Here is an 18,937-nt window from a genome sequence, read left to right as displayed (position 1 = left end):
TCTAGTTAATACAGTTCAAGCCAACATTCATGCAAAATTGTGTTGGGCTGGATAGCCAATAATTTGCTAGGAAAATATACTGTTGGGCAAGAAGCGAGTCGGCTGTCTACAAAAGGTGAGAGGAGTTTACTGTGCAAGTTGTTAAGGAGTACATCCAGCGCTGGTACGAGAGTGGGCTAGACCCCGATATCTACATTTGCCATAAAAAGCAGGGCAACCTTGTAGACATTGAAGAAGAAGCGACTGGCAAACGTCGGACGGTTCTCACCTTCTGCACAAACGATGTGCTAGGACTAACCCAGGAAGAGGCAGTTAAGCAGGCAGCCGTCGATGCGATTTGGCAGTATGGTACGTCCAATAGCTCGGTTTCAGCGTTAAGCGGTCGCATTGATCTACATCGACAGCTAGAGAACGAAATTTCGGCATTTAAAGAGTTGCCACATACTCAGCTTTTTCTCAATGCGTGGATGGCGATGCAGGCGTTGGTTGATGCCTTTTGCCATTTAGCGATTCCAGTACCCAACTTTCAGCACACGCGCGAAACGTTGATTTTGACCGATGTGCTGAATCACGGCTGCATTGTCTCGGCGCTGGCACACTCTGGCACTCGCTCTGGCAAGATGTTTGGCCACAATCCACGGGTGCGAGTACGTGCGTATCGCCACTGCGATATGGAAGATCTTGCCCGCCGCTTACAGCGCTATGCCCGTCCTGACGATCGCATCATGGTTGTTTCTGATGCAGTGTTTTCGATGGATGGCGACATTGCGCCCCTGCCGCAGATGCTCGATGTCATGAGCAACTATGAGGGCAGTGTCCTTGTCATGGATGAGGCTCATGCTAGTGGGGCGATCGGTGCTACAGGTCGCGGCATCTACGAACACTTCGGACTTCGCCCTCAGCAGACTCTAGAACGGGGCGTTGTACCGTTGATTATGACTACTTTTTCTAAGTTTGCTGCTTCAGCCGGAGCTGCCATCAGCAGCCACGTTGCCGAACTGAAGCCGCTGCTGGATGTATCACCCACGTCGATCGGTACAATTTCGCTACCGCCGCCAACGACTGCTGCCGCTTTAGAAAGCATTCGTATTGTCCGGCGGGAGCCAGAGCGGGTCAAGCAGCTACAAGAAAACAATCGCTACCTGCGAGCAAGTCTTGCAGCCAATGACTTTATGGCGATTGGCGAAACTAACGTAGTGCCTGTCATCTTGCCGCCTGAAATCAATCCGAAGCTTTATGCTAGGCAGCTCATGGAATACGGCATTTGGGTTTCACCCATCTGGTTCATCGCCAAACCACGTATTCGCGTTACCGTCAACGCGCTTCATACAAAGGAAGACATGGATCGTCTAGTAACGACGATGGTCAAAGTGCGCGATTTAGTTTACAAGCCCACCATTAGCGCCTGATCGTGCTTAGAAGTTGTGAGGAGCCGCTAGCCCAAAGGTGAGCGACCCTCATACATCTTTCAACTTGAAAGCACGATCGGAGTAAGTGAAAAAATTATTGTTAGCACCAAAGCAGCTCTTGGGTGCTAGAAGGTTCTAGGCGCTAGCTGGTGTCAGAGGTTGTTTGAGTGTCTGGTAGTCCGACCTGCGACCACGTGGGCAAGACTCGCCAACATAGACTACTAAAACGAGGCTTTGAAGCCTGCGGTGGCAGGTTATAGCTCTTTGGGTAATGTCAGTGGAGTCACAACTTTAGTCGCTAAAGCGACAGGAAGCTGGGCTTTCAACCCATCTCTCAAAGATGATTCGCGATCGCACGTTTGCTCTGTTTTGCTCTGCTAATCGCTATCGGTAGAGACATTAAGGGGAAGCTACCCACTGGTTCATTTTTCAACATCATATGTGTGCTGTATTGCAGATCAGCAGCGACCATTTGCCCAACAGCGCCTCTCGATTTCTAGGCTTGAGCAAAGTGGTAACCTTATCTCAATCCTGCCTGGTTCGTATATGTCGCAGAAAAATGAAATGCCAGCGCTAGTGCTTGCACTCCTACTTACAGTTGGGGTGTTAGGTGCCGGTTTTTGGTGGTTAATGCCGAAAGCAGGCATCAAGCTTGGTTCTCAGCTAACCACTCAGGAAAACACATCCGTTGATGATCGTATCAGCCAGGGAGAACGCAGCTTAGTTCAGGCAGAAAGCAAAGCTGATAATCCCGTCTTTGTACAGGCAAAACAGGCAGGCATTCAGGCAATGGCTGCAAAGCAGTATGGCGAAGCAACTGCACAGTTTCAGTTGGCGCTGCAATCAGCCCGTAATGCACCTGAAACGGCGATTTATTTGAACAATGCCTATATTGGCACTAAACGTTCTCATACGATCGCGGTAGCCGTACCCATTGGCAGCGACCCCAACGGCAGCTTAGAAATTTTGCGGGGAGTAGCGCAGGCGCAGCTAGAATTTAACACCATCAGGCAGGCGATTCCACTTAAAGTCGTAATTACCAATGACGACAACAACCCTAATACAGCTCAACAAATTGCCAACACACTGGTGGAAATGCCTGATGTGTTGGGAGTAATCGGTCACTACGCCAGCGATGTCACGCTGGCAGCAGGCAATGTCTATAACGCGGGTGGATTGGTAAGCATCTCTCCCATTAGCTCTACCGTAAAACTTTCGGGTTTCGGTAAGTACATCTTTAGGACAGTGCCCAGCGACTATGTTGCAGCAAGAGCGCTGGCAGACTATGCCATTAAACGTTTGCAGCAAAAAAAAGCAGTCGTCTTCTTCAACTCTCAGAGTGCCTACAGCCAATCGTTAAAAGCGGAGTTTGTCACTGCAATCGCTCTTTCAGGTGGGCAAGTATCTGCTGAGTTTGATTTGTCGGCTCCTAATTTTAGCGCCGCTCAGGCAGTTAATCAGGCGTTGAAACAGGAGGCTCAACTGCTGATGCTAGCGGCAAATACAGGCACCCTTGATCAGGCACTTCAGGTTGTGCAGATTAATCAGCGCCGTCTGAGTCTAGTGGGCGGGGATGATGTCTACGCCCCGAAGACATTAGAGGTTGGTGGACGCCAAGCAGAGGGCATGGTGCTGGCGGTACCCTGGCATATTGACGGCAACCTTAAGTCTGCTTTTCCCAGACAGTCGCGTCAACTTTGGGGTGGTGATGTGAACTGGCGGACTGCCACTGCGTATGATGCGACGAAAGCACTTGCCGTCGCGATCGCCCGGAATCCCACTCGTTCAGGCGTACAGCAAGCGCTGACAGCACCCGACTTTGCAGCAGCAGGGGCATCAGAGCCAGTGCGATTTTTGCCATCAGGCGATCGCAGTGTTGGGATTCAACTGGTAAAAGTGGCCCCCGGTAAACGCTTTGGATCAGGCATTGATTTTGTCCCCCTCGCTTGGTGAATAGCATCTAAATGGCTGGACGATTGCCTGAAACCAACGATCGCCCAGTACTCAAGAGCTCTTCAACCGTATAGAACGATACGCTTTACTCAGTGTTCTAGTCAGCATTATGTGCGAAAAAGATTCAGAATCACAGGCTTTAACTGTAGCAAGCCCGTTTATAGAGGATTAAGATTCAGATGTGATCATCACTAGATCAATTGAGTAACGTCCTATTTCAAAGGGTTAGACACGTGGCAGAAAGCACTGACAGCAAAAGAGAAAAGGAAAAATTCTTTTATCCAACTGCAACCTACCGAGGTGAATTTACGCCAGAACATCTAACGTTCAATGCCAATCTGCAAGAATTTGCTCAACGGGTCTCTCTCCTATGCGGTCTAGAAACAGGCGGCAAAATTCCACCGGGCGAAGCCTACAAGGAGATCAAGAAGCTGTGGGAACAACTCAAAGAGTCGAAGAAGGCGTTGCTTGATCAGGTAGAACGACCCCGACCAGAACTGCCAGAGGATGATAGCTAACGCTAAACCTTAAAGTAGTCTTTGACGATCGCTAGAATCTGCTCGGCAGAGTCACCCTTCCCAAACGGATTGACTGCCATTGCCATTGCTTGATAAGCCTCTGTATTGCTCAAAAGCTCGCCTGCGGCTGCCAAAACGCGATCGGGGTCAGTTCCCACCAATTTGGCAGTTCCAGCCATGGTTGCTTCGGGGCGTTCAGTCGTCTCTCGTAACACCAAAACAGGCTTACCTAAACTCGGCGCTTCTTCCTGTAAACCACCCGAATCGGTCAGCAGTAAGTAGCAGCGCTGCATCGCGCCGATCAACGCCGCATAGTCCAACGGTTCTGTCAAAAAGACTCTAGGATGCTTGCCCAGCATCGCCTGTAACGGTTCACGTACAGTAGGATTACGGTGTAGTGGCAACAGCAGCGCTGTATCGGGAAACGCCTCCAAGATTTTTAGAAAGCTGTGAGCGATCGCTTGCAGTGGTTCACCCCAGTTTTCGCGACGATGCACCGTTGACAGCAAAACCCGATACTTGCCCCACTCCAGGTTCGGTACATCACAGGCAGGTTGCTGTGCTGCCGTTTTTAGCAGTGCGTCAATTACCGTGTTGCCCGTCTGGTAAATCTTACCCAGAACACCCGATCGTTCCAGGTGTTCGACCGCTAGTGCCGTGGGTGCAAAGTGCAATTGAGTAATCTGAGAAACAAGGCGACGATTTGCTTCTTCTGGAAACGGATTGTAGAGATCATCGGTTCGCAAACCTGCTTCTACGTGCCCCACGGGAATTTTTTGGTAGAACGCCGCTAAGGCTGCGGCAAATGCCGTTGTTGTATCGCCCTGCACAAGCACCAGCCGGGATTGCAGCGTTTGAAAGAGTGCTTCTAAGCCACGCAAGGTGAGATGAGTGATATCACTCAAGCTTTGGTTAGGTTGCATGATTGCAAGGTCATGATCAGGCGTTAACGCGAACAAAGCCATCACCTGATCGACCATTTCGCGATGTTGCCCGGTCAGAATGACCTGTGTGTCAAAAACTGGGCAAGCTTTGAATGCCTGAATCACCGGAGCCAGCTTAATTGCTTCTGGGCGCGTCCCCAAAATAATGCTGACTGGGATAGGAGTCTTCTGCATGACGTTCAGTGAATGGAGTGATCTAAAGACAGACAATAACCGAAGGCAAGACTGCCCACGCTCGCTGCCTGTTAATGATGACATCCTGACGCACGATTGCAGGAGTCATCGATCGATAAGGTTCGCCAAAAGTTATCTTCAAGAGCAGCATTGCACCAACGCAATAAAAAACCCGGTAAAAACCGGGTTCGTTCATCTTATATCGGGATGTTACAGATCAGAGCGTTGCAGATGACGTTGCCACTTATCCTTTCACATCGCATGTCAGCGGGCAGGCTGCATACACGGATGTGTGCCGAGGATTAGCTTCGCCATGTAACCACCGGAACCAGGTTAAATCTTGAGGGTGAACACCCTTTAAGGTTAGAACAGCAGCGCCTAGCATAATGCCCAAAACGTTAAAGCTAAGAATACTGCCAGCAACAACAAGCACTGCACTTACTGGCAGCACGGATTGCAAAACAACGGCAAGCAAAGAGCCGATCGTCACCATAAGAATAATCAAAGGAAAGCCAATGATGAGCAGACAAACCGTTAGGGCAAATGTCCAGATCAAAAAGCTTTTGATTGCCAAAATATAGTAGGTATTTCTAAAGCTTTGGCTCTGAGATAATGTCATTGATTGCCTCCTAAATAAAGAATTGATGGTTTAATCAAAATGTTTTCTGGTTGACTCACGCTCCAGTTGCGTAAGTTCTTCATAGTATAGGGAGAAGATTCGTGCTAGGTGAGTCCTTGTAGCGTAAATTTACAGTCTTGAGTAATTGTTTACCTTCGTGAGACCGGTTTGTAAGCGCCACGGATAACCACCAGGCAACGCTCTTAGCAGCAGACTCAGCAGACTAGCCCTTAAAGGAACAAGATTGCTATCTGTTAAAACTGCACTTTTTGTAACATTTCTACCGAAATTACTATTAGACTTCTTGACTCATAATGCTTTTCGCTCCTAACAGAGCTGTACTGAAAATCACTTCTTGTAATCCCTCTTACGAGGTAGGGCAGCTAATAGCAGGGGCTACATCAAGTAATTTTTTACGTTTGGGCAGTTATTAGCTTCCGTCACTTTACTAATGAAACCTTTGCTACAAACCCAACGCCTTAAGGCTTGCAGAGATGTCATTCTCTAATCACAAAAGCCTGCTTCAAGGTTAAGTCAAGCGACTGGAGCTAAAGGGATGTTGCTACCATCGGCGTGCTGCATAGATAGCGGTCAAAAAGAACATTAGAACAGACATAAACCTTGAAACTTCCTTTGAGCAAGGGCTTCTATTCATCCCTCACCCTTTATCCTTTGGCTATAAACATTTGGATCTCCTACTTTGGAAAGTGGCTAACCCAATTGCAAACGTTATTAGGCTAACAATGAAGCTTTCAGACAGCAGCGCATGACCTACGATTATGATTTGTTTGTGATTGGTGCAGGTCCAGGCGGTGTAGCAGCAGCAAAACGATCAGCGCAATATGGTGTAATGGTTGCGATCGCTGAGCAGGCTCAAGCAGGTGGAGGCTGTGTCAACCGAGGTTGCATTCCAAAGAAGTTGATGGTTTATGCGTCAGCGTTTGCACGATTGCAGCGCGATGCGATCGCGTATGGCTGGAGCAAGAGCGAACAGCAGTTTGACTGGCAGCGGTTTGTCACTGTGAGAGATCGCGAAATTCAGCGGTTGCAGCAGGTACAGAGGCAAGCACTACAAACAGCAGGGGTTGAGTTTATCAATGAGCGGGCAACCTTTGTCGATGCCCATACATTGGCAGTCGGCGATCGCAAAATTACGGCTGCAAAAATTTTGATCGCGGTGGGCGGTAAAAGCATTAAGCCTGCGATCAGCGGCATTGAACACGCGCTCACATCTAACGAGATGTTTCACTTAAGGGCGCTTCCTGAACAAATTGCCATTTTAGGCGGTGGCTATATTGGTGTTGAATTTGCCAGCATTCTGCGCGGCTTTGGCTGTGAAGTAACGCTGATTAACCACGAGCACTGTCTGCTTTCAGGGTTTGATGCTGATTTGGCAGCAGCAGTGCATCGTGCCTTCGACCATCGTGGCATTCAAACGCTCTGTAATACTACTATCAAGACGATCGAGCCTGTGCCAGAAGGCTTGCGGGTCACGCTAGAAGGCGAAACTGCTACACCTTTAGTAGTAGAGACTGTTCTCTGTGCCACTGGTCGTGCACCTCAGCTAGACGAGCTAAGGCTAGAAAACGCTGGAGTGGAAGCAAAAACGGCGATCGCGGTAGACGATTACAGCCGCACTAGCCAGCCTCACATTTTTGCAGTGGGTGATTGTACCAATCGCCTTCAGCTTACCCCCGTTGCCAAAGCCGAAGGCAAAGCCTTTGCTGATACTGTCTTTGGTCAGCAGCCCCAGGTCGTTCACTATGACTACGTACCCTCAGTGGTTTGTAGTGACCCAGAAGCTGCGTCTGTAGGGTTAAGCGAAGCCACTGCACATGAAAAGCTGGGAGGAGCGATCGCGTGCTACCAGTCGGAGTTTCAACCGTTGTTCTATAGCCTGACCGATCGACCGCAGCAAAGCCTGGTCAAACTGGTGGTAGAAGCTAATACTGAGCGGGTTGTAGGCATCCACATGGTCGGAGATCATGCAGGCGAGATTGTGCAAAGTTTAGGTGTTTCACTACAAATGGGCATCACGAAGCAAGCGCTGGAACGAGCGATCGGTATTCATCCCTCTTCAGCGGAAGAGTTTTTCTCGCTAGAACGATCACCCAGTGCCACTTAATTTTCCTCTTTCGCAAGAGTCAACTGCTGTACAGCAACAATCCCTCATCTGGTTGATGCTCCTCAGCAGTGAATCTGGTCAACTGGAGAGAGCAATGATAATGGGAGCTATAGCAATGCGGAAGCTAAATATTGGCTTAACAGAAGAGCAACGTGCTGGCGTTTGCGAACTTTTGAATAGAGATTTGGCTGATGCCAATCTATTGTTGATCAAAACTAAAAAGTACCACTGGGATGTGACCGGACCTGAGTTCCGCTCGCTGCACCAGATCTGGGAAGAGCAATACGAAATCTTGAACCAAACGATCGACTCCACAGCTGAACGTGTGCGTGCATTGGGTAATTATCCAATTGGCACTGCTGAAGGTTTTCTACGTTATGGCTCGATCAAAGAGCAAACTGAGGGCGTGCCGACTTCCTACGAAATGGTCTCAAACCTGGTAGACGATCATGAACAAATCATCCGCAACCTACGCGAACACATTGATCAGTGTGCTGATGATTTCCATGACCAGGGTACGGCTGACTTCCTCACAGGTTTGATGGAAGGGCACGAAGAAATGGCGTGGATGCTACGCTCCTTCATTGAGGGTAAAGCAGTGGAACCTGACAACCAACCTCCTGCTGGTGTGAAATTCCCTGTAGGTGCTGCAAATTAGACTGTATGTGCTTACTACAAGCCATGTGCTTGCGAGTGTAGAAGTAAACGCAGAATAATAATTCGCCTGAATGCCATTGCTTACTGTTGAAACGGTAAGCGGTGGCATTCAAACTATTTTCAGGCTAATTGCTGTAGGACTTAATAGCCTAGCTGTTCACGTGCCTGCTGACGTAGAGCAAGGGCACCCGCTGCTTTCGGTTGAATTTGGAGGGCTTTGTCCAGTGACTCGATCGCCTGATCATAGCGCCCTAGATTCCATAGAGCCGCACCTTTCGTACTCCAGGCTTCGGCAGAGTTTCGATTAAGTTCGATCGCGATGTCTAGTGCATCGATCGCTTCGGCAGAGCGCCCAAATTCTTGTAATGTCATACCTTGCTCTACCCAGGCATTGGTAAGCGTTGGCTTCAGGAGCGTTGCTTGCTCAAACGAGTCAAGTGCTTCGAGCAGACGATCTTGCTGTTTTAACGCTTTACCTTGACTCCACAATGCTTCAGCATAATCAGGGTTGAGGTTAAGGGCATCATTACATGAAACCAACGCCTGATCTGGTCGTTTTAGCTCCGCTAAGGAATCGCAACGTCCCCAGTGCGCCGCTACGGTCTCTGGCTTTAGCTTCAGCACTTTGTCGTAGGTAGCTAGTGCCTGTGAGTATTGCCGTTTTTTGTGCTGTTTATTTGCCTGGTCAAGCAGTCTAGCAGCTTTCTGCTCAGGCGAAAGCGGTTTGGGTGTCGGGACGGGCAACGGCTTAATAACAGGATAAGTAATTGCCTGAAGTGGCAGCCCAGGCTGACTTATAGATTGCAGAGAGGGGTTAATTTTGAGGCTCAAGAGCATGACCCCTGTTGCAGCTACGCCTGTTAGGAGTGTTCCTCGTCTAACGGTTGGTTGCCGAAGCCAGTGGGCGACTCGCTCAAGCGGGGAAACTTTTTTTGCTAAAAAGGACGGCTCAAAGCTGCGTAGAAATGATTCGGATGCCGTGTTGCCAGCGAGCGTCAACGTTTCATCTCTTGGGTCAGTGTTTCGGGAGTCGATAAAGATGAAATCGTGCGTGGCGCTTGACTGCCTCTGTGTGCCCAGACCGGATGAGTGCGGTGCATCAGAAAGCTCAGTAGCATCCAAATCATTGGTGGCTAAAGCTTGTAATGATTTCGCTGCGGGGTCAGGTGCAAGGCTTCGTAGTGCTTCCAGTGCCTCAAACGCAGTGGGATAACGATCGCGGAAGTCATAGCACACCATGCGATCAAGAATTTCTGCTAGTTCATTGCTGACGTTTGGTGAATGCACGCGCCAGTCTAGCTCACTGGTTTGAGCATCTTCGCCCAGTTCTCGCGGCAGCACGCCAGTAAGTGCCTGAATGCCTGCTAAGCCAACAGCATAGATATCACTGCTAAAACGTGGTTTGCCCGCAAGTTGCTCGTTTGGAATATAACCTTGAGTGCCGATCGACACAGTGGAATCAACATGATCGGTAGTAGGGTCTGCCGCTTGAACGCTGACTTGCTTCACAGCACCAAAATCAATTAGTACCAACTTGCCATCGCGGCGGCGGCGCATCAGGTTGGACGGTTTGACATCACGGTGAATCACATTCTGCTCGTGGACAAACACCAGTACTTCGAGAATATCTTTGAGCAGCGTAATGACTCGCTCTTCTTCCCATTGCTCACCCTTAATAATCTGCCGAGTCAGTGGTTCACCTTCAATGAACTCTTGCACCAGGTAAAACTCCTGGTTCTCCTCAAAATGGGCAAACAGGGCTGGAATCTGGTCGTGGTTGCCGAGTTGGTACAGTACCCTGGCTTCAGTGTGGAACAAACGTCTAGCTGTTTGCAGGCTTTTTGGCTCGTTTGTTTTGGCAAGGAGACGTTTGACTACGCAGCGGGGGCAATCTGGCAGGTGCAGGTCTTGTGCCAAAAACGTTTGCCCGAAGCCGCCAACACCAAGCTGGCTAATGAGCTTGTAACGTTTACCCACAATAGCGGTGGAACTGTCCTGTTGAAGTTGATGCGTCATTGTTTAATTAAGCGACTCCAGGTTCACCAAGCAGCAGGGTAGCCAGACATACCTAGTTTTTCTGTCTACAACCCTAAAATCAGGATGTCCGAGAGAGATTCCTTTTTGTTTCCAATGATAAAGACTCACAGCGATATGTGTAACTCAAGTAGCATTGCAAAAGTAAGTGCGATCGCTCAAAGGCTACTCTAGACGGCATATAGACAGGCTAATAAAAATTAGCTATACGCCTTAAAGGCAACAGTCTTGAAGTAACACAGCCTGAAACAGCACGCTTTTAAGCAGTACACCCTAATGCCTTGCCATAATACTGTGTGATGACGCCACTTCTACTCACCGATTCACCCAGTTTTTCAACTGGGTACGTTGATCGCTCAGGTAACCCAACAGCACCCCGTTTAGCTAAGTAGCTGGGCGTAATTACTTATAAGATGCATTGAGTGCAGTCGAAACCTGGTCTCTCAGTAGTGCTTAATTTAGCCCTCCTAGCTTATTGCTGTTGGTGCCGTTTCACTAACTAAAAAGCGAAGCACGATTGTCTTGAGCCTCTCGCAGTGCCAGATGTCGCAAGGCTTTAGCTTTTAAGAACAGTGATGCCCCTAAAGCGGAGGAGCGATCGCGCTTTTGGTTGGAGTTGACCGCTAGCTTTAGCGAATGACATGAGAACGTTTTCTGCCACTGACTGTTCTGCCCCTAACTTTGCTGCCATTGACTTTTACAGTGAGCGCTAATACTCCTGGCGTCATATGAATAGAGCAGTGGTTAGTTCATTGATTGGCTGACAATGCCAGACCACTGGGCTTTCTTCTCGCGGCTACGACGATACGAAAAAAAGCGATCGGGGGTTTGATAGGTGCAATAAGGCGCGATCGCTACTTGTTCGGCATGGATGCCTAGTTGCTCTAACTGCAAAGCGTTGATGCGACGCACATCTAACCGTACCCGTCCTGGTTCAGGATCAGTGAGCAGTGGGGAATTGGGTAGTTGGTGCAGGGCGTAGAGCAGCGTAGATGGATCGCTAGAGTCAGGAGCAACAACGGTCGCTCCTACCTCAGCCGCCACGTGTTCAGAGACTTGGTACACCTCGCCAGCGATCGCAGGACCCATCGCCACACGCAGATTTTGTAACTGGCTACCCTGTGCCTGCAAACGGGCGATCGCGTGGGGCACAATTTTTAGCGCAGTGCCTCGCCAACCAGCGTGAACGGCTGCAACCTGCCCAGTCACAGCATCAGCAATCAAAACAGGCGTGCAATCAGCGCTACACGCCCAAACTGCCTGATTGCCTCGTTCTGTTATAAGTCCATCTGCCGAGGGCGCTTCGTCGTCGATCACGAGTGATGCCACTTCAGACGGTGACAGAACTGTATTACCATGCACCTGCTTGGCTCGATAGGCTTGTGCCGTTGGTTGCAAAATTTCGGTTAGTTCGTTGGGCGATCGCTGCCAAAACTGTTGCGTAAAAAAGCCATGTGACCACGGCTCTAAAAGGCTACAAGTTAGATACGGCAGTTCATTCCAGGTACGCCAACGCCAGGTATGCATATGGTATGAAGAAAACAAGGGACACAAAACCGACTGAATGTGTTCTTACTGAAGACGGTTCTTCAAAGACAGGTACAATAGTCGAGGTCGTTAACGCTTTGGTTCAAGAAGCGCTACCACGCCTCTACAATAGCCGCAGCTCAATGAAGGGCGACCTTCAGGCTGGAATCAAAAGTGAAAACTTTCACTGCTATTGCAACTGCAACGTTTACAACCGTATCCTAAAGCAATCTCAATGGATACTTTAGGCTTTAAGCTAAAGTCCATTGCCGCTTGCGGAACTAAGCCGTCTACCTTCACGACTAAGCTGACAGCACCAACCCGATCGTCCCTCAGGATCCCCACATGACTCTAAACGCTCATCCAACGCTGCTGAATCGTCGATACCGTGTGCTAGTGCGTGGCTTGGGTTGGATTGGGAGTTTTGGGTTACTCAGTAGCGGCATGGCGCTAGCGCAAGGGTCGGCGGATGATGTGTTGACTGCCCCCTCAATGCCATCGGTGGATCTTAATTCAGCCCCGATCGACTCTACAAACCAACGAGACATCGCACCGCCAGAAGTATCGACACCTGTTTTTGTTGCACCTACTGTACCAGCGCCGGAACCTTTAAGCGTCCAGCCTCAAAGCACTCAGCCAACCGCGCCATCTGCGCGTCCTGATTATAACGATAGTTATGATGCACCGACCTCTATTGTGCTATCGGAGCGTTCAACCGGATGCCGTGCCGTTTTGCAAAGCGGGCAACTGCTAAATGGTAGTCCCTGCTCGTTAGACGATCGCTGGCAGGCTGCTAACGCTAAGGTGACAGCAGATAGAGCCGCATCTAGCATTAGTAGTTCTGGCAACACGAGTTCTGGTGGCATGAGTGTGGCTGGGCTTGGCACAACCACTGCCTTTGCATCGCAAACTCCTACATGGCAAACCTATTACAAGCGCACGGCACGCCCTTCGGGACGCTTAGGCAATGGTAATATTCGCCTGATTTTTCCGCTCTCTATTCCTGCGCCTATTTCCTCACTGTTTGGCTGGCGCGTGCATCCTGTGTCGGGCACTCAACGGTTTCATTCCGGTACCGACTTGGCAGCGCCTTTAGGCACACCTGTTTTAGCAGCTTACGCTGGCAAAGTAGCGATCGCTGACTTCCTCGGCGGTTACGGTCTTTCTGTTGCTCTAGACCACAATAAAGGTACGCAACAAACCCTTTATGCCCATCTCTCCGAAATCTTCGTTAAACCAGGCGAAGTGGTGAAGCAAGGCATGGTCATTGGGCGTGTCGGCAGCACAGGCGTGTCTACTGGACCACATCTGCACTTTGAGTTTCGCCAACTTACGTCTGACGGTTGGGTTGCAATGGATGCAGGGGCACAGTTGGAGTACGCCCTGGCACAGTTAGTTAAGACCATGCAGGTTGCTCAAGCGAAAGCAGCAGCAACTCGAAGTTAGGGATTGGTCGGTTTAAAGTCTGCCGCGCAGTCAGATTTCGACTGCATGCTTGACTGAGCACTTATACCAAAGTTTCAACCTCCAGCCGTAGTAGGCGGAGCATGGTTTAAACCTAGGCTACTGATGGCTTATTCTTATGAAAATTCTTTAGTTAATAAGCAAAGAAAACGAAAGGTTCAGGTTACGCTCGATCGCGGCTGCCAACGTTTCTATTTCGTAAGGTTTACAAACGTAATCATCACAGCCTGAGGCAAGCGCCAGATCATGGTCGAGCGATCGAGCCATAGCGGTGACTGCAATAATTGGAATTGCCTGCGTTTGAGGGTTTTGCTTCAAACAACGAGCTACCTCAAAACCATCCATTTCAGGGAGCATAATATCCAGCAAGATTAAGCTTGGCTGGTGCGTTTCGGCGAGCGATAACGCTGTCTGACCATCCTGGGCGCTGATCACCGTGCAATCGAGTAGCTGTAGCAGTTGATAGTTAACGAGCAAAAGATTATCTGGATCATCATCAACTACAAGAAAAGTGATTTGAGCGTCAGCAGGGTGTAGAGACTGATTGTCCATACTCTTTTCAGGAAAGATCTAACCGTTAGGCGTTCTCTGAAGGAGAGCGGACGAAGTTCCTCCAGCGGCTAATTGGCGCTTTTGGCTAATCATCTGACGATACTTATCAGGTTGCAACTCCACCTAAGCAGAAATACGGCAAGCTGGTAAAGCTAATGCTCATCTCTTGAACCACATTCACCAATTTTACATATAAAAGCGAAGAACGGAATGCGTACTGCTGAAAGTAGAATGCTTGTAAATTCCGGTGAAGTCTTGCTTTGCAGAGTTGTCGTTTGCATCACAGCACGTTCTTAACTCACGCCGTTTCATCGCCTTACTAGATTGACGTGTTTACTTTCAAAAAATACTTGCCAAGCTGAACCTTCACTCAATGTTCTCAAACCTCCAACCTCACCAAGTTCAAACCAAGTTTGAACGTGAGCGTACATTAGGCGGTTTGCTGAAAAGCCAAGCTGTAGTCTGCCCCTAGACTGATCAATCCACTTGGAAATCGCTGTACTCTAGTAGCCCAAGTTGGTAGTTGTAGGTGGAGTCAGCAACAGCACTAATCTAAGCTCTGTAGGGTCTGCAACTTCTGTAACACTAGAGCTATCACACCAGACAAGACAGTAGTGCTGCTAATGGATAGGGTAGAGACAGCGCTACCAGATTGCCACGATCGCCCCTAATGATTGTTCCTTATGCTCCCCAAAGCTGCTGTAAGCGACCTTGACTTGATGCAGGTTATCTTAGCGTGGAAGGTTTGTGGGACTTGATCTCCAATCCCTGATTGCGTCAGGCTTTGATCCTGCTTGGTTCATGCTACGTTTAAAAATGAAACAATTATGAAAGTGGCAATGGATCATAAGCTTGCCTCTGACAAAGGCTTTCGGGCCTTGAAACACTTCTACCTTGGGGTGCTAGGGCTATTATTGGGGGTTTGGCTGACTGGGTGTAACACGTCCCCTTCAACGCAACCTCGATCGGGTGAAAGCTCTCGCCCTACCACTGCCACCGACCCATCTAGAGAAGGTAAAAAAATCATTCTCACTACATTTACTGTGCTAGCAGACATGGCACAGAACGTGGCAGGTGAGAAGGCAATTGTGGAGTCAATTACTAAAACCGGGGCAGAGATTCACGGTTATGAACCGACTCCTAGTGATCTGGAACGAGGACGAGGTGCAGCTCTCATTCTAGACAACGGTTTGGACTTAGAACGCTGGGCAGAGAGATTTTACAGCCGTTTCCCTCAGGTTACTCATCTGACCTTAAGCGAGGGCATTCAACCGATCAATATTGCAGACGATGCTGCTCAAGGCAAACCCAATCCACATGCCTGGATGTCGCCGCAGAATGCCTTGATTTACGTCGAAAATATTCGCAAAGCACTAGTGAACCTTGATCCTGTGAATGCAGCTACTTACACTACGAACGCGGCAGCCTACAGTAAACAAATTCGGGCGATCGATACAAAACTCCAGCAAGCTCTTGCAGCGATCCCACCTGACAAACGCTATATCGTCAGTTGTGAGGGCGCATTCTCCTATCTTGCCCGTGACTATGGCTTGAAGGAGATCTATCTCTGGCCTGTCAATGCCGAACAGCAAGCCGTGCCCAGACAAGTGGAACGAGTGATTAATACCGTTAAAGCAAATCAAGTGCCAGCCGTTTTCTGTGAGAGTACAGTCAGTAACAAAGTGCAGCTTCAAGTGGCAAAAGAATCAGGAGCAAAATTTGCAGGGGTCTTTTATGTTGATTCCCTGTCTGCCTCGGATGGTCCGGCATCCACTTATCTCAAGCTTTTAGAATATAACGTCAGCACATTAATTAAAGGTCTACAAGGCAGTTAAGAACATATTTGAAAGGCTAGATGTAATGTGAAGCACTGAGCGATCGTCCCTATCACTTTCAAAAGACGGAAGCAATCGTTAAGTCTCTCTTTTGAAAGAGGGTTTAAGAGGGAACTGAGCGTTTTGCTACAGATAGTAGGACTTTTAAGAGCTTTTTAGGGAAGAAAAAATGGCCGCAGTCAGCCTCGATATTGAGAATGTAACCGTTGCCTATCATGGCAAAGTAGCGTTACACAGCGCTTCGTTACAGCTCAAAGCAGGAACCATTTGTGGCTTGGTAGGGATGAACGGTGCAGGCAAGTCTACGCTGTTTAAGGCAGTCATGGGCTTCGTCAAACCCGTGCATGGGCGAGTGTTGGTAAATGGGTTGCCGATTTATCGCGTCCAAAAACAGAATTTGGTTGCCTATGTCCCCCAGGCAGAAGAGGTGGACTGGGATTTTCCAGTGAGCGTTCAGGATGTGGTGATGATGGGGCGCTACGGCTACATGAATTTTCTGCGTATGCCGCGACCGTCTGATAAACAGGCTGTGCGGGATAGCCTGGAGCGAGTCGAAATGTGGGAGTTGCGCGATCGCCAAATTGGAGAACTATCGGGTGGACAACGGAAACGTACCTTCTTTGCACGCGCCTTAGCGCAACAGGCAACCGTGTTACTTCTAGACGAGCCGTTTGCTGGCGTTGATGTCAAAACCGAGAAAACAATGATTAGACTGCTGATGGAACTGCGTCAGACCGGTCACACAGTACTGCTTTCCACCCATGATTTAGCCTCTATCACCACCTTTTGTGATCAGGTCGTGTTGATTAACCGCACAATTCTGGCGTATGGCGAAACTTCAGATGTCTTTACAGAAGAAAATCTTTCCCGCACCTTTGGTGGTTCAGTGATCGATTTATCCCTGACGAAAAGCAAATTAGCTCAGGGCAAGCAAGAGGAGCAGTGATGGATTTAGTTCAGTGGTTTTCGGCACCGTTGCAGAGTGAGTTCATGGTAAGGGCAATTTGTGTAAGTGCCCTAGTAGGAATGGTCTGTTCGGCGCTATCTTGCTACATGACCTTAAAGGGATGGGCTTTGATGGGCGATGCTGTTTCTCATGCCGTCATGCCAGGAGTTGTCATTGCTTATATGCTGAACCTTCCCCTTGCAGTTGGCGCGTTTGTCTTTGGCGTTGGTTCAGTCATTACGATCGGCTTTATCAAGGTAAAAACTCGTGTCAAAGAGGATACGGTTATTGGGTTAGTGTTTACCGGCTTTTTCGCCTTAGGTTTAGTGCTCGTTTCTAAAGTCAGAAGTTCCATTGACTTGACTCATATTCTCTTTGGCAACGTTCTAGGCATTTCGGATGCCGATATTGTTCAAACGGTGATTATTAGTGTCATTACGTTAGCAACGCTGGCACTGTTACGCAAAGATTTAATTTTATTTTGCTTTGATCCAACCCATGCCCGGTCGATCGGTTTAAACACAACGTTTCTGTACTACGTTTTGCTGTCTTTGTTGTCACTGACTGCCGTTGCGGGGCTTCAAACTGTTGGTATCATCTTAGTCGTTGCTATGTTAGTAACTCCGGGTGCAACTGCATATTTGTTGAGCGATCGCTTTGATTATATGGTGCTGATTGCAATGGCTTCTGGCGTTTTTTCTAGCGTTATAGGCACTTATATCAGCTACTACATTGATGGCGCTACGGGCGGCTGTATTGTTGTACTGCAAACGTTGCTCTTTGTGATAGCAATGGTTTTTGCACCCAAGCATGGATTATTGGCTAAAACTCAAACTGTTACCGAATCGGCTCCCAACCAATAACTTTCTCATATGCCTGTTTCTTTTCTGCCGTTATAAGTGCTACCTTACCGAACCAAGACGGTTGTAGCAGCATTTAACTAATCGTTTGATAAAAGGTAAGGGCTGTGTTGCCATACACTTTTTGACGGCATATTTCTAAGGTGGAAGGTGTGAGAACGCTGAAGCGATAAGGGCTGTGTTCTACTGCTAATTCACCGTTCGGTGCCAGTAATTGAAGGTGCGCGATCGACTCAATGACTGGCTCATACAAATCACTATGGTAGGGCGGATCAAAGTAAATGCGATCAAACTGCTGACCCTCTAATGACTTGATGCGCTGCCTAACATCACCCCGCAGCACTTGAAATGTTTGCGTATCATTCGCCACTTGCTGCCAGTTTTGCCGAATGATGGCACCAGCACGGGTAGACTGCTCAATGCCTACAACTACTGCTGCACCGCGACAAAGTGCCTCTGCACCTATTGCACCACTGCCTGCACACAAATCAAGCCAGCGACAGTCTGCGATCGTGCCCTGCCAGATATTGAACAACGCCGATCGCACCATTGCTAAGGTGGGTCGCGTCTCTTGTCCTGCCAGAGTCTTAAGCTGACGATTGCCGTAAATTCTCAAGCTCATTAGGATGCCGTCACAACCTGCCTTGCCTGTACCAAATTAACGAAATTTGCCAAAATCTGTAGACCAGCAGTTGAAGACTTTTCAGGGTGAAATTGCACTGCCATGAGATTATTTTGAGCGATCGCGGCTGTCACTGTTTGGCTACCATGTGTAATCGTTGCTGCACGCGCTTTTGGATCACTTGGATCGACGTAGTACGAGTGCACAAAATAGACCCACGGATCGACAGAAAGGTCTTGCCAGAGTGGAGAATTGGGTTGTGCTAACTCCAATTGATTCCAACCCATGTGAGGAACTGTAATGCCGGGTTCATGGCGAAAGCGTTTGACGGTACCGGCAACGATGCCTAAACCAGGTTCTTTCCCTTCTTCACTCGCCTCAAACAAAATTTGTAGCCCTAAGCAAATGCCTAGAAACGGTTTGCCACTAGCGATCGCCCGTTTGATCGGCGCTTCTAACTGGCGTGAACGCAAATGTTGTACGGCTGGGTCAAACGAGCCAACACCGGGCAGTACGATCGCCTCTGCCTGATCCAGAGCAGCAGGAGAATCAGTAATGATGGGAGTTGCGCCTGCTTTTTCTAGCCCCTTACAGGCAGAATGCAGGTTGCCCATGTCGTAGTCCACCACGGCGATCGTTGGCATTTTTCTTACCTTTACACACGTTCACTCTCTAGAATTGTAGTCTGCAAGCACTGT

17 protein-coding genes are annotated in these 18,937 nt (G+C 48.9%); 9 read left to right on the top strand and 8 right to left on the bottom strand.

Translation table 11 applies throughout. The features are described from left to right. Positions 1-131: 131 nt before the first annotated feature. The 3 genes from H6F86_RS21365 (at position 132) to H6F86_RS21355 (ending at position 3,880) form a co-directional block, all read left to right on the top strand. Complete coding sequence (locus H6F86_RS21365) at positions 132-1,409, top strand: aminotransferase class I/II-fold pyridoxal phosphate-dependent enzyme (protein ID WP_190450917.1); 1,278 nt, start codon at positions 132-134, stop codon at positions 1,407-1,409. Positions 1,410-1,955: 546 nt separating this feature from the next. Beyond that, positions 1,956-3,362, top strand: coding sequence for an ABC transporter substrate-binding protein (locus H6F86_RS21360; RefSeq protein WP_190450909.1), 1,407 nt, complete (start codon positions 1,956-1,958; stop codon positions 3,360-3,362). Between the two features lie 233 nt (positions 3,363-3,595). After that, on the top strand, positions 3,596-3,880 hold the full coding sequence (locus tag H6F86_RS21355) for a hypothetical protein (RefSeq protein ID WP_190450907.1): 285 nt from the start codon (positions 3,596-3,598) through the stop codon (positions 3,878-3,880). A 2-nt stretch (positions 3,881-3,882) separates the two neighbouring features. On the opposite strand, the gene wecB is transcribed toward H6F86_RS21355, so the two are convergent. Further along, on the bottom strand, positions 3,883-4,998 hold the full coding sequence (gene wecB / locus H6F86_RS21350) for a UDP-N-acetylglucosamine 2-epimerase (non-hydrolyzing) (RefSeq protein WP_190450905.1): 1,116 nt from the start codon (positions 4,996-4,998) through the stop codon (positions 3,883-3,885). Positions 4,999-5,242: 244 nt separating this feature from the next. Further along, complete coding sequence (locus tag H6F86_RS21345; RefSeq protein WP_190450903.1) at positions 5,243-5,617, bottom strand: hypothetical protein; 375 nt, start codon at positions 5,615-5,617, stop codon at positions 5,243-5,245. Positions 5,618-6,383: 766 nt separating this feature from the next. On the opposite strand from H6F86_RS21345, the gene gorA reads away from it, so the two are divergent. Together gorA and H6F86_RS21335 are read left to right on the top strand one after the other, a co-directional pair. After that, positions 6,384-7,742, top strand: coding sequence for a glutathione-disulfide reductase (gene gorA, locus H6F86_RS21340; protein WP_190450901.1), 1,359 nt, complete (start codon positions 6,384-6,386; stop codon positions 7,740-7,742). A 115-nt stretch (positions 7,743-7,857) separates the two neighbouring features. Then, on the top strand, positions 7,858-8,400 hold the full coding sequence (locus H6F86_RS21335) for a Dps family protein (protein ID WP_190450899.1): 543 nt from the start codon (positions 7,858-7,860) through the stop codon (positions 8,398-8,400). A 140-nt stretch (positions 8,401-8,540) separates the two neighbouring features. Here H6F86_RS21335 and H6F86_RS21330 read toward each other — a convergent pair whose 3' ends face one another. From H6F86_RS21330 to pgeF, 3 genes are all read right to left on the bottom strand, one after another. After that, on the bottom strand, positions 8,541-10,415 hold the full coding sequence (locus H6F86_RS21330; protein ID WP_190450897.1) for a serine/threonine-protein kinase: 1,875 nt from the start codon (positions 10,413-10,415) through the stop codon (positions 8,541-8,543). A gap of 574 nt (positions 10,416-10,989) precedes the next feature. Then, positions 10,990-11,124 (bottom strand): hypothetical protein, encoded by a 135-nt coding sequence (locus H6F86_RS32915; RefSeq protein WP_277881696.1) that lies wholly within the window; start codon positions 11,122-11,124, stop codon positions 10,990-10,992. 53 nt (positions 11,125-11,177) lie between these two features. Beyond that, positions 11,178-11,960 carry a peptidoglycan editing factor PgeF gene (pgeF, locus tag H6F86_RS21325; protein WP_190450895.1) on the bottom strand — a complete coding sequence of 261 codons (783 nt, stop codon included), beginning with the start codon at positions 11,958-11,960 and terminating at the stop codon, positions 11,178-11,180. A gap of 345 nt (positions 11,961-12,305) precedes the next feature. Between pgeF and H6F86_RS32910 the strand changes: the two genes are divergently transcribed. Beyond that, complete coding sequence (locus H6F86_RS32910) at positions 12,306-13,406, top strand: M23 family metallopeptidase (protein ID WP_277881695.1); 1,101 nt, start codon at positions 12,306-12,308, stop codon at positions 13,404-13,406. Between the two features lie 147 nt (positions 13,407-13,553). On the opposite strand, the gene H6F86_RS21315 is transcribed toward H6F86_RS32910, so the two are convergent. After that, positions 13,554-13,976, bottom strand: a complete 423-nt coding sequence (locus H6F86_RS21315; protein WP_190450893.1) for a response regulator — start codon at positions 13,974-13,976, stop codon at positions 13,554-13,556. 839 nt (positions 13,977-14,815) lie between these two features. Between H6F86_RS21315 and H6F86_RS21310 the strand changes: the two genes are divergently transcribed. The 3 genes from H6F86_RS21310 (at position 14,816) to H6F86_RS21300 (ending at position 17,620) form a co-directional block, all read left to right on the top strand. Continuing rightward, the gene (locus H6F86_RS21310; RefSeq protein WP_242033611.1) at positions 14,816-15,811 is read left to right on the top strand and encodes a metal ABC transporter substrate-binding protein; all 996 of its coding nucleotides are present in this window, start codon (positions 14,816-14,818) and stop codon (positions 15,809-15,811) included. Positions 15,812-15,980: 169 nt separating this feature from the next. Beyond that, positions 15,981-16,757 carry a metal ABC transporter ATP-binding protein gene (locus tag H6F86_RS21305; protein ID WP_190450891.1) on the top strand — a complete coding sequence of 259 codons (777 nt, stop codon included), beginning with the start codon at positions 15,981-15,983 and terminating at the stop codon, positions 16,755-16,757. Next, complete coding sequence (locus H6F86_RS21300) at positions 16,757-17,620, top strand: metal ABC transporter permease (RefSeq protein ID WP_190450889.1); 864 nt, start codon at positions 16,757-16,759, stop codon at positions 17,618-17,620. Before H6F86_RS21305 ends, H6F86_RS21300 begins: the two co-directional genes overlap by 1 nt. 73 nt (positions 17,621-17,693) lie before the next feature. On the opposite strand, the gene rsmD is transcribed toward H6F86_RS21300, so the two are convergent. Further along, positions 17,694-18,239 carry a 16S rRNA (guanine(966)-N(2))-methyltransferase RsmD gene (gene rsmD, locus H6F86_RS21295; protein ID WP_190450887.1) on the bottom strand — a complete coding sequence of 182 codons (546 nt, stop codon included), beginning with the start codon at positions 18,237-18,239 and terminating at the stop codon, positions 17,694-17,696. Then, complete coding sequence (hisH, locus tag H6F86_RS21290; RefSeq protein WP_190450878.1) at positions 18,239-18,883, bottom strand: imidazole glycerol phosphate synthase subunit HisH; 645 nt, start codon at positions 18,881-18,883, stop codon at positions 18,239-18,241. The genes rsmD and hisH overlap by 1 nt, the downstream gene beginning before the upstream one ends. Positions 18,884-18,937 lie beyond the last annotated feature (54 nt).

Source organism: Phormidium sp. FACHB-592, from assembly GCF_014695795.1.
Classification (GTDB): Bacteria; Cyanobacteriota; Cyanobacteriia; order Leptolyngbyales; family Leptolyngbyaceae; genus Stenomitos.
Note: the sequence above shows the minus strand (reverse complement) of the source record. Positions and strands in the feature narration are given on the sequence as shown.

Excerpts from the sequence above, each read along its gene's own strand:
- H6F86_RS21360 (WP_190450909.1), top strand. The coding sequence starts at position 1,956 with ATGTCGCAGAAAAATGAAATGCCAGCGCTAGTGCTTGCACTCCTACTT.
- wecB (WP_190450905.1), bottom strand. The coding sequence starts at position 4,998 with ATGCAGAAGACTCCTATCCCAGTCAGCATTATTTTGGGGACGCGCCCA.
- H6F86_RS21345 (WP_190450903.1), bottom strand. The coding sequence starts at position 5,617 with ATGACATTATCTCAGAGCCAAAGCTTTAGAAATACCTACTATATTTTG.
- gorA (WP_190450901.1), top strand. The coding sequence starts at position 6,384 with ATGACCTACGATTATGATTTGTTTGTGATTGGTGCAGGTCCAGGCGGT.
- H6F86_RS21335 (WP_190450899.1), top strand. The coding sequence starts at position 7,858 with ATGCGGAAGCTAAATATTGGCTTAACAGAAGAGCAACGTGCTGGCGTT.
- H6F86_RS21330 (WP_190450897.1), bottom strand. The coding sequence starts at position 10,415 with ATGACGCATCAACTTCAACAGGACAGTTCCACCGCTATTGTGGGTAAA.
- H6F86_RS32915 (WP_277881696.1), bottom strand. The coding sequence starts at position 11,124 with ATGGCAGCAAAGTTAGGGGCAGAACAGTCAGTGGCAGAAAACGTTCTC.
- pgeF (WP_190450895.1), bottom strand. The coding sequence starts at position 11,960 with ATGCATACCTGGCGTTGGCGTACCTGGAATGAACTGCCGTATCTAACT.
- H6F86_RS32910 (WP_277881695.1), top strand. The coding sequence starts at position 12,306 with ATGACTCTAAACGCTCATCCAACGCTGCTGAATCGTCGATACCGTGTG.
- H6F86_RS21315 (WP_190450893.1), bottom strand. The coding sequence starts at position 13,976 with ATGGACAATCAGTCTCTACACCCTGCTGACGCTCAAATCACTTTTCTT.
- H6F86_RS21310 (WP_242033611.1), top strand. The coding sequence starts at position 14,816 with ATGGATCATAAGCTTGCCTCTGACAAAGGCTTTCGGGCCTTGAAACAC.
- H6F86_RS21305 (WP_190450891.1), top strand. The coding sequence starts at position 15,981 with ATGGCCGCAGTCAGCCTCGATATTGAGAATGTAACCGTTGCCTATCAT.
- H6F86_RS21300 (WP_190450889.1), top strand. The coding sequence starts at position 16,757 with ATGGATTTAGTTCAGTGGTTTTCGGCACCGTTGCAGAGTGAGTTCATG.
- rsmD (WP_190450887.1), bottom strand. The coding sequence starts at position 18,239 with ATGAGCTTGAGAATTTACGGCAATCGTCAGCTTAAGACTCTGGCAGGA.
- hisH (WP_190450878.1), bottom strand. The coding sequence starts at position 18,883 with ATGCCAACGATCGCCGTGGTGGACTACGACATGGGCAACCTGCATTCT.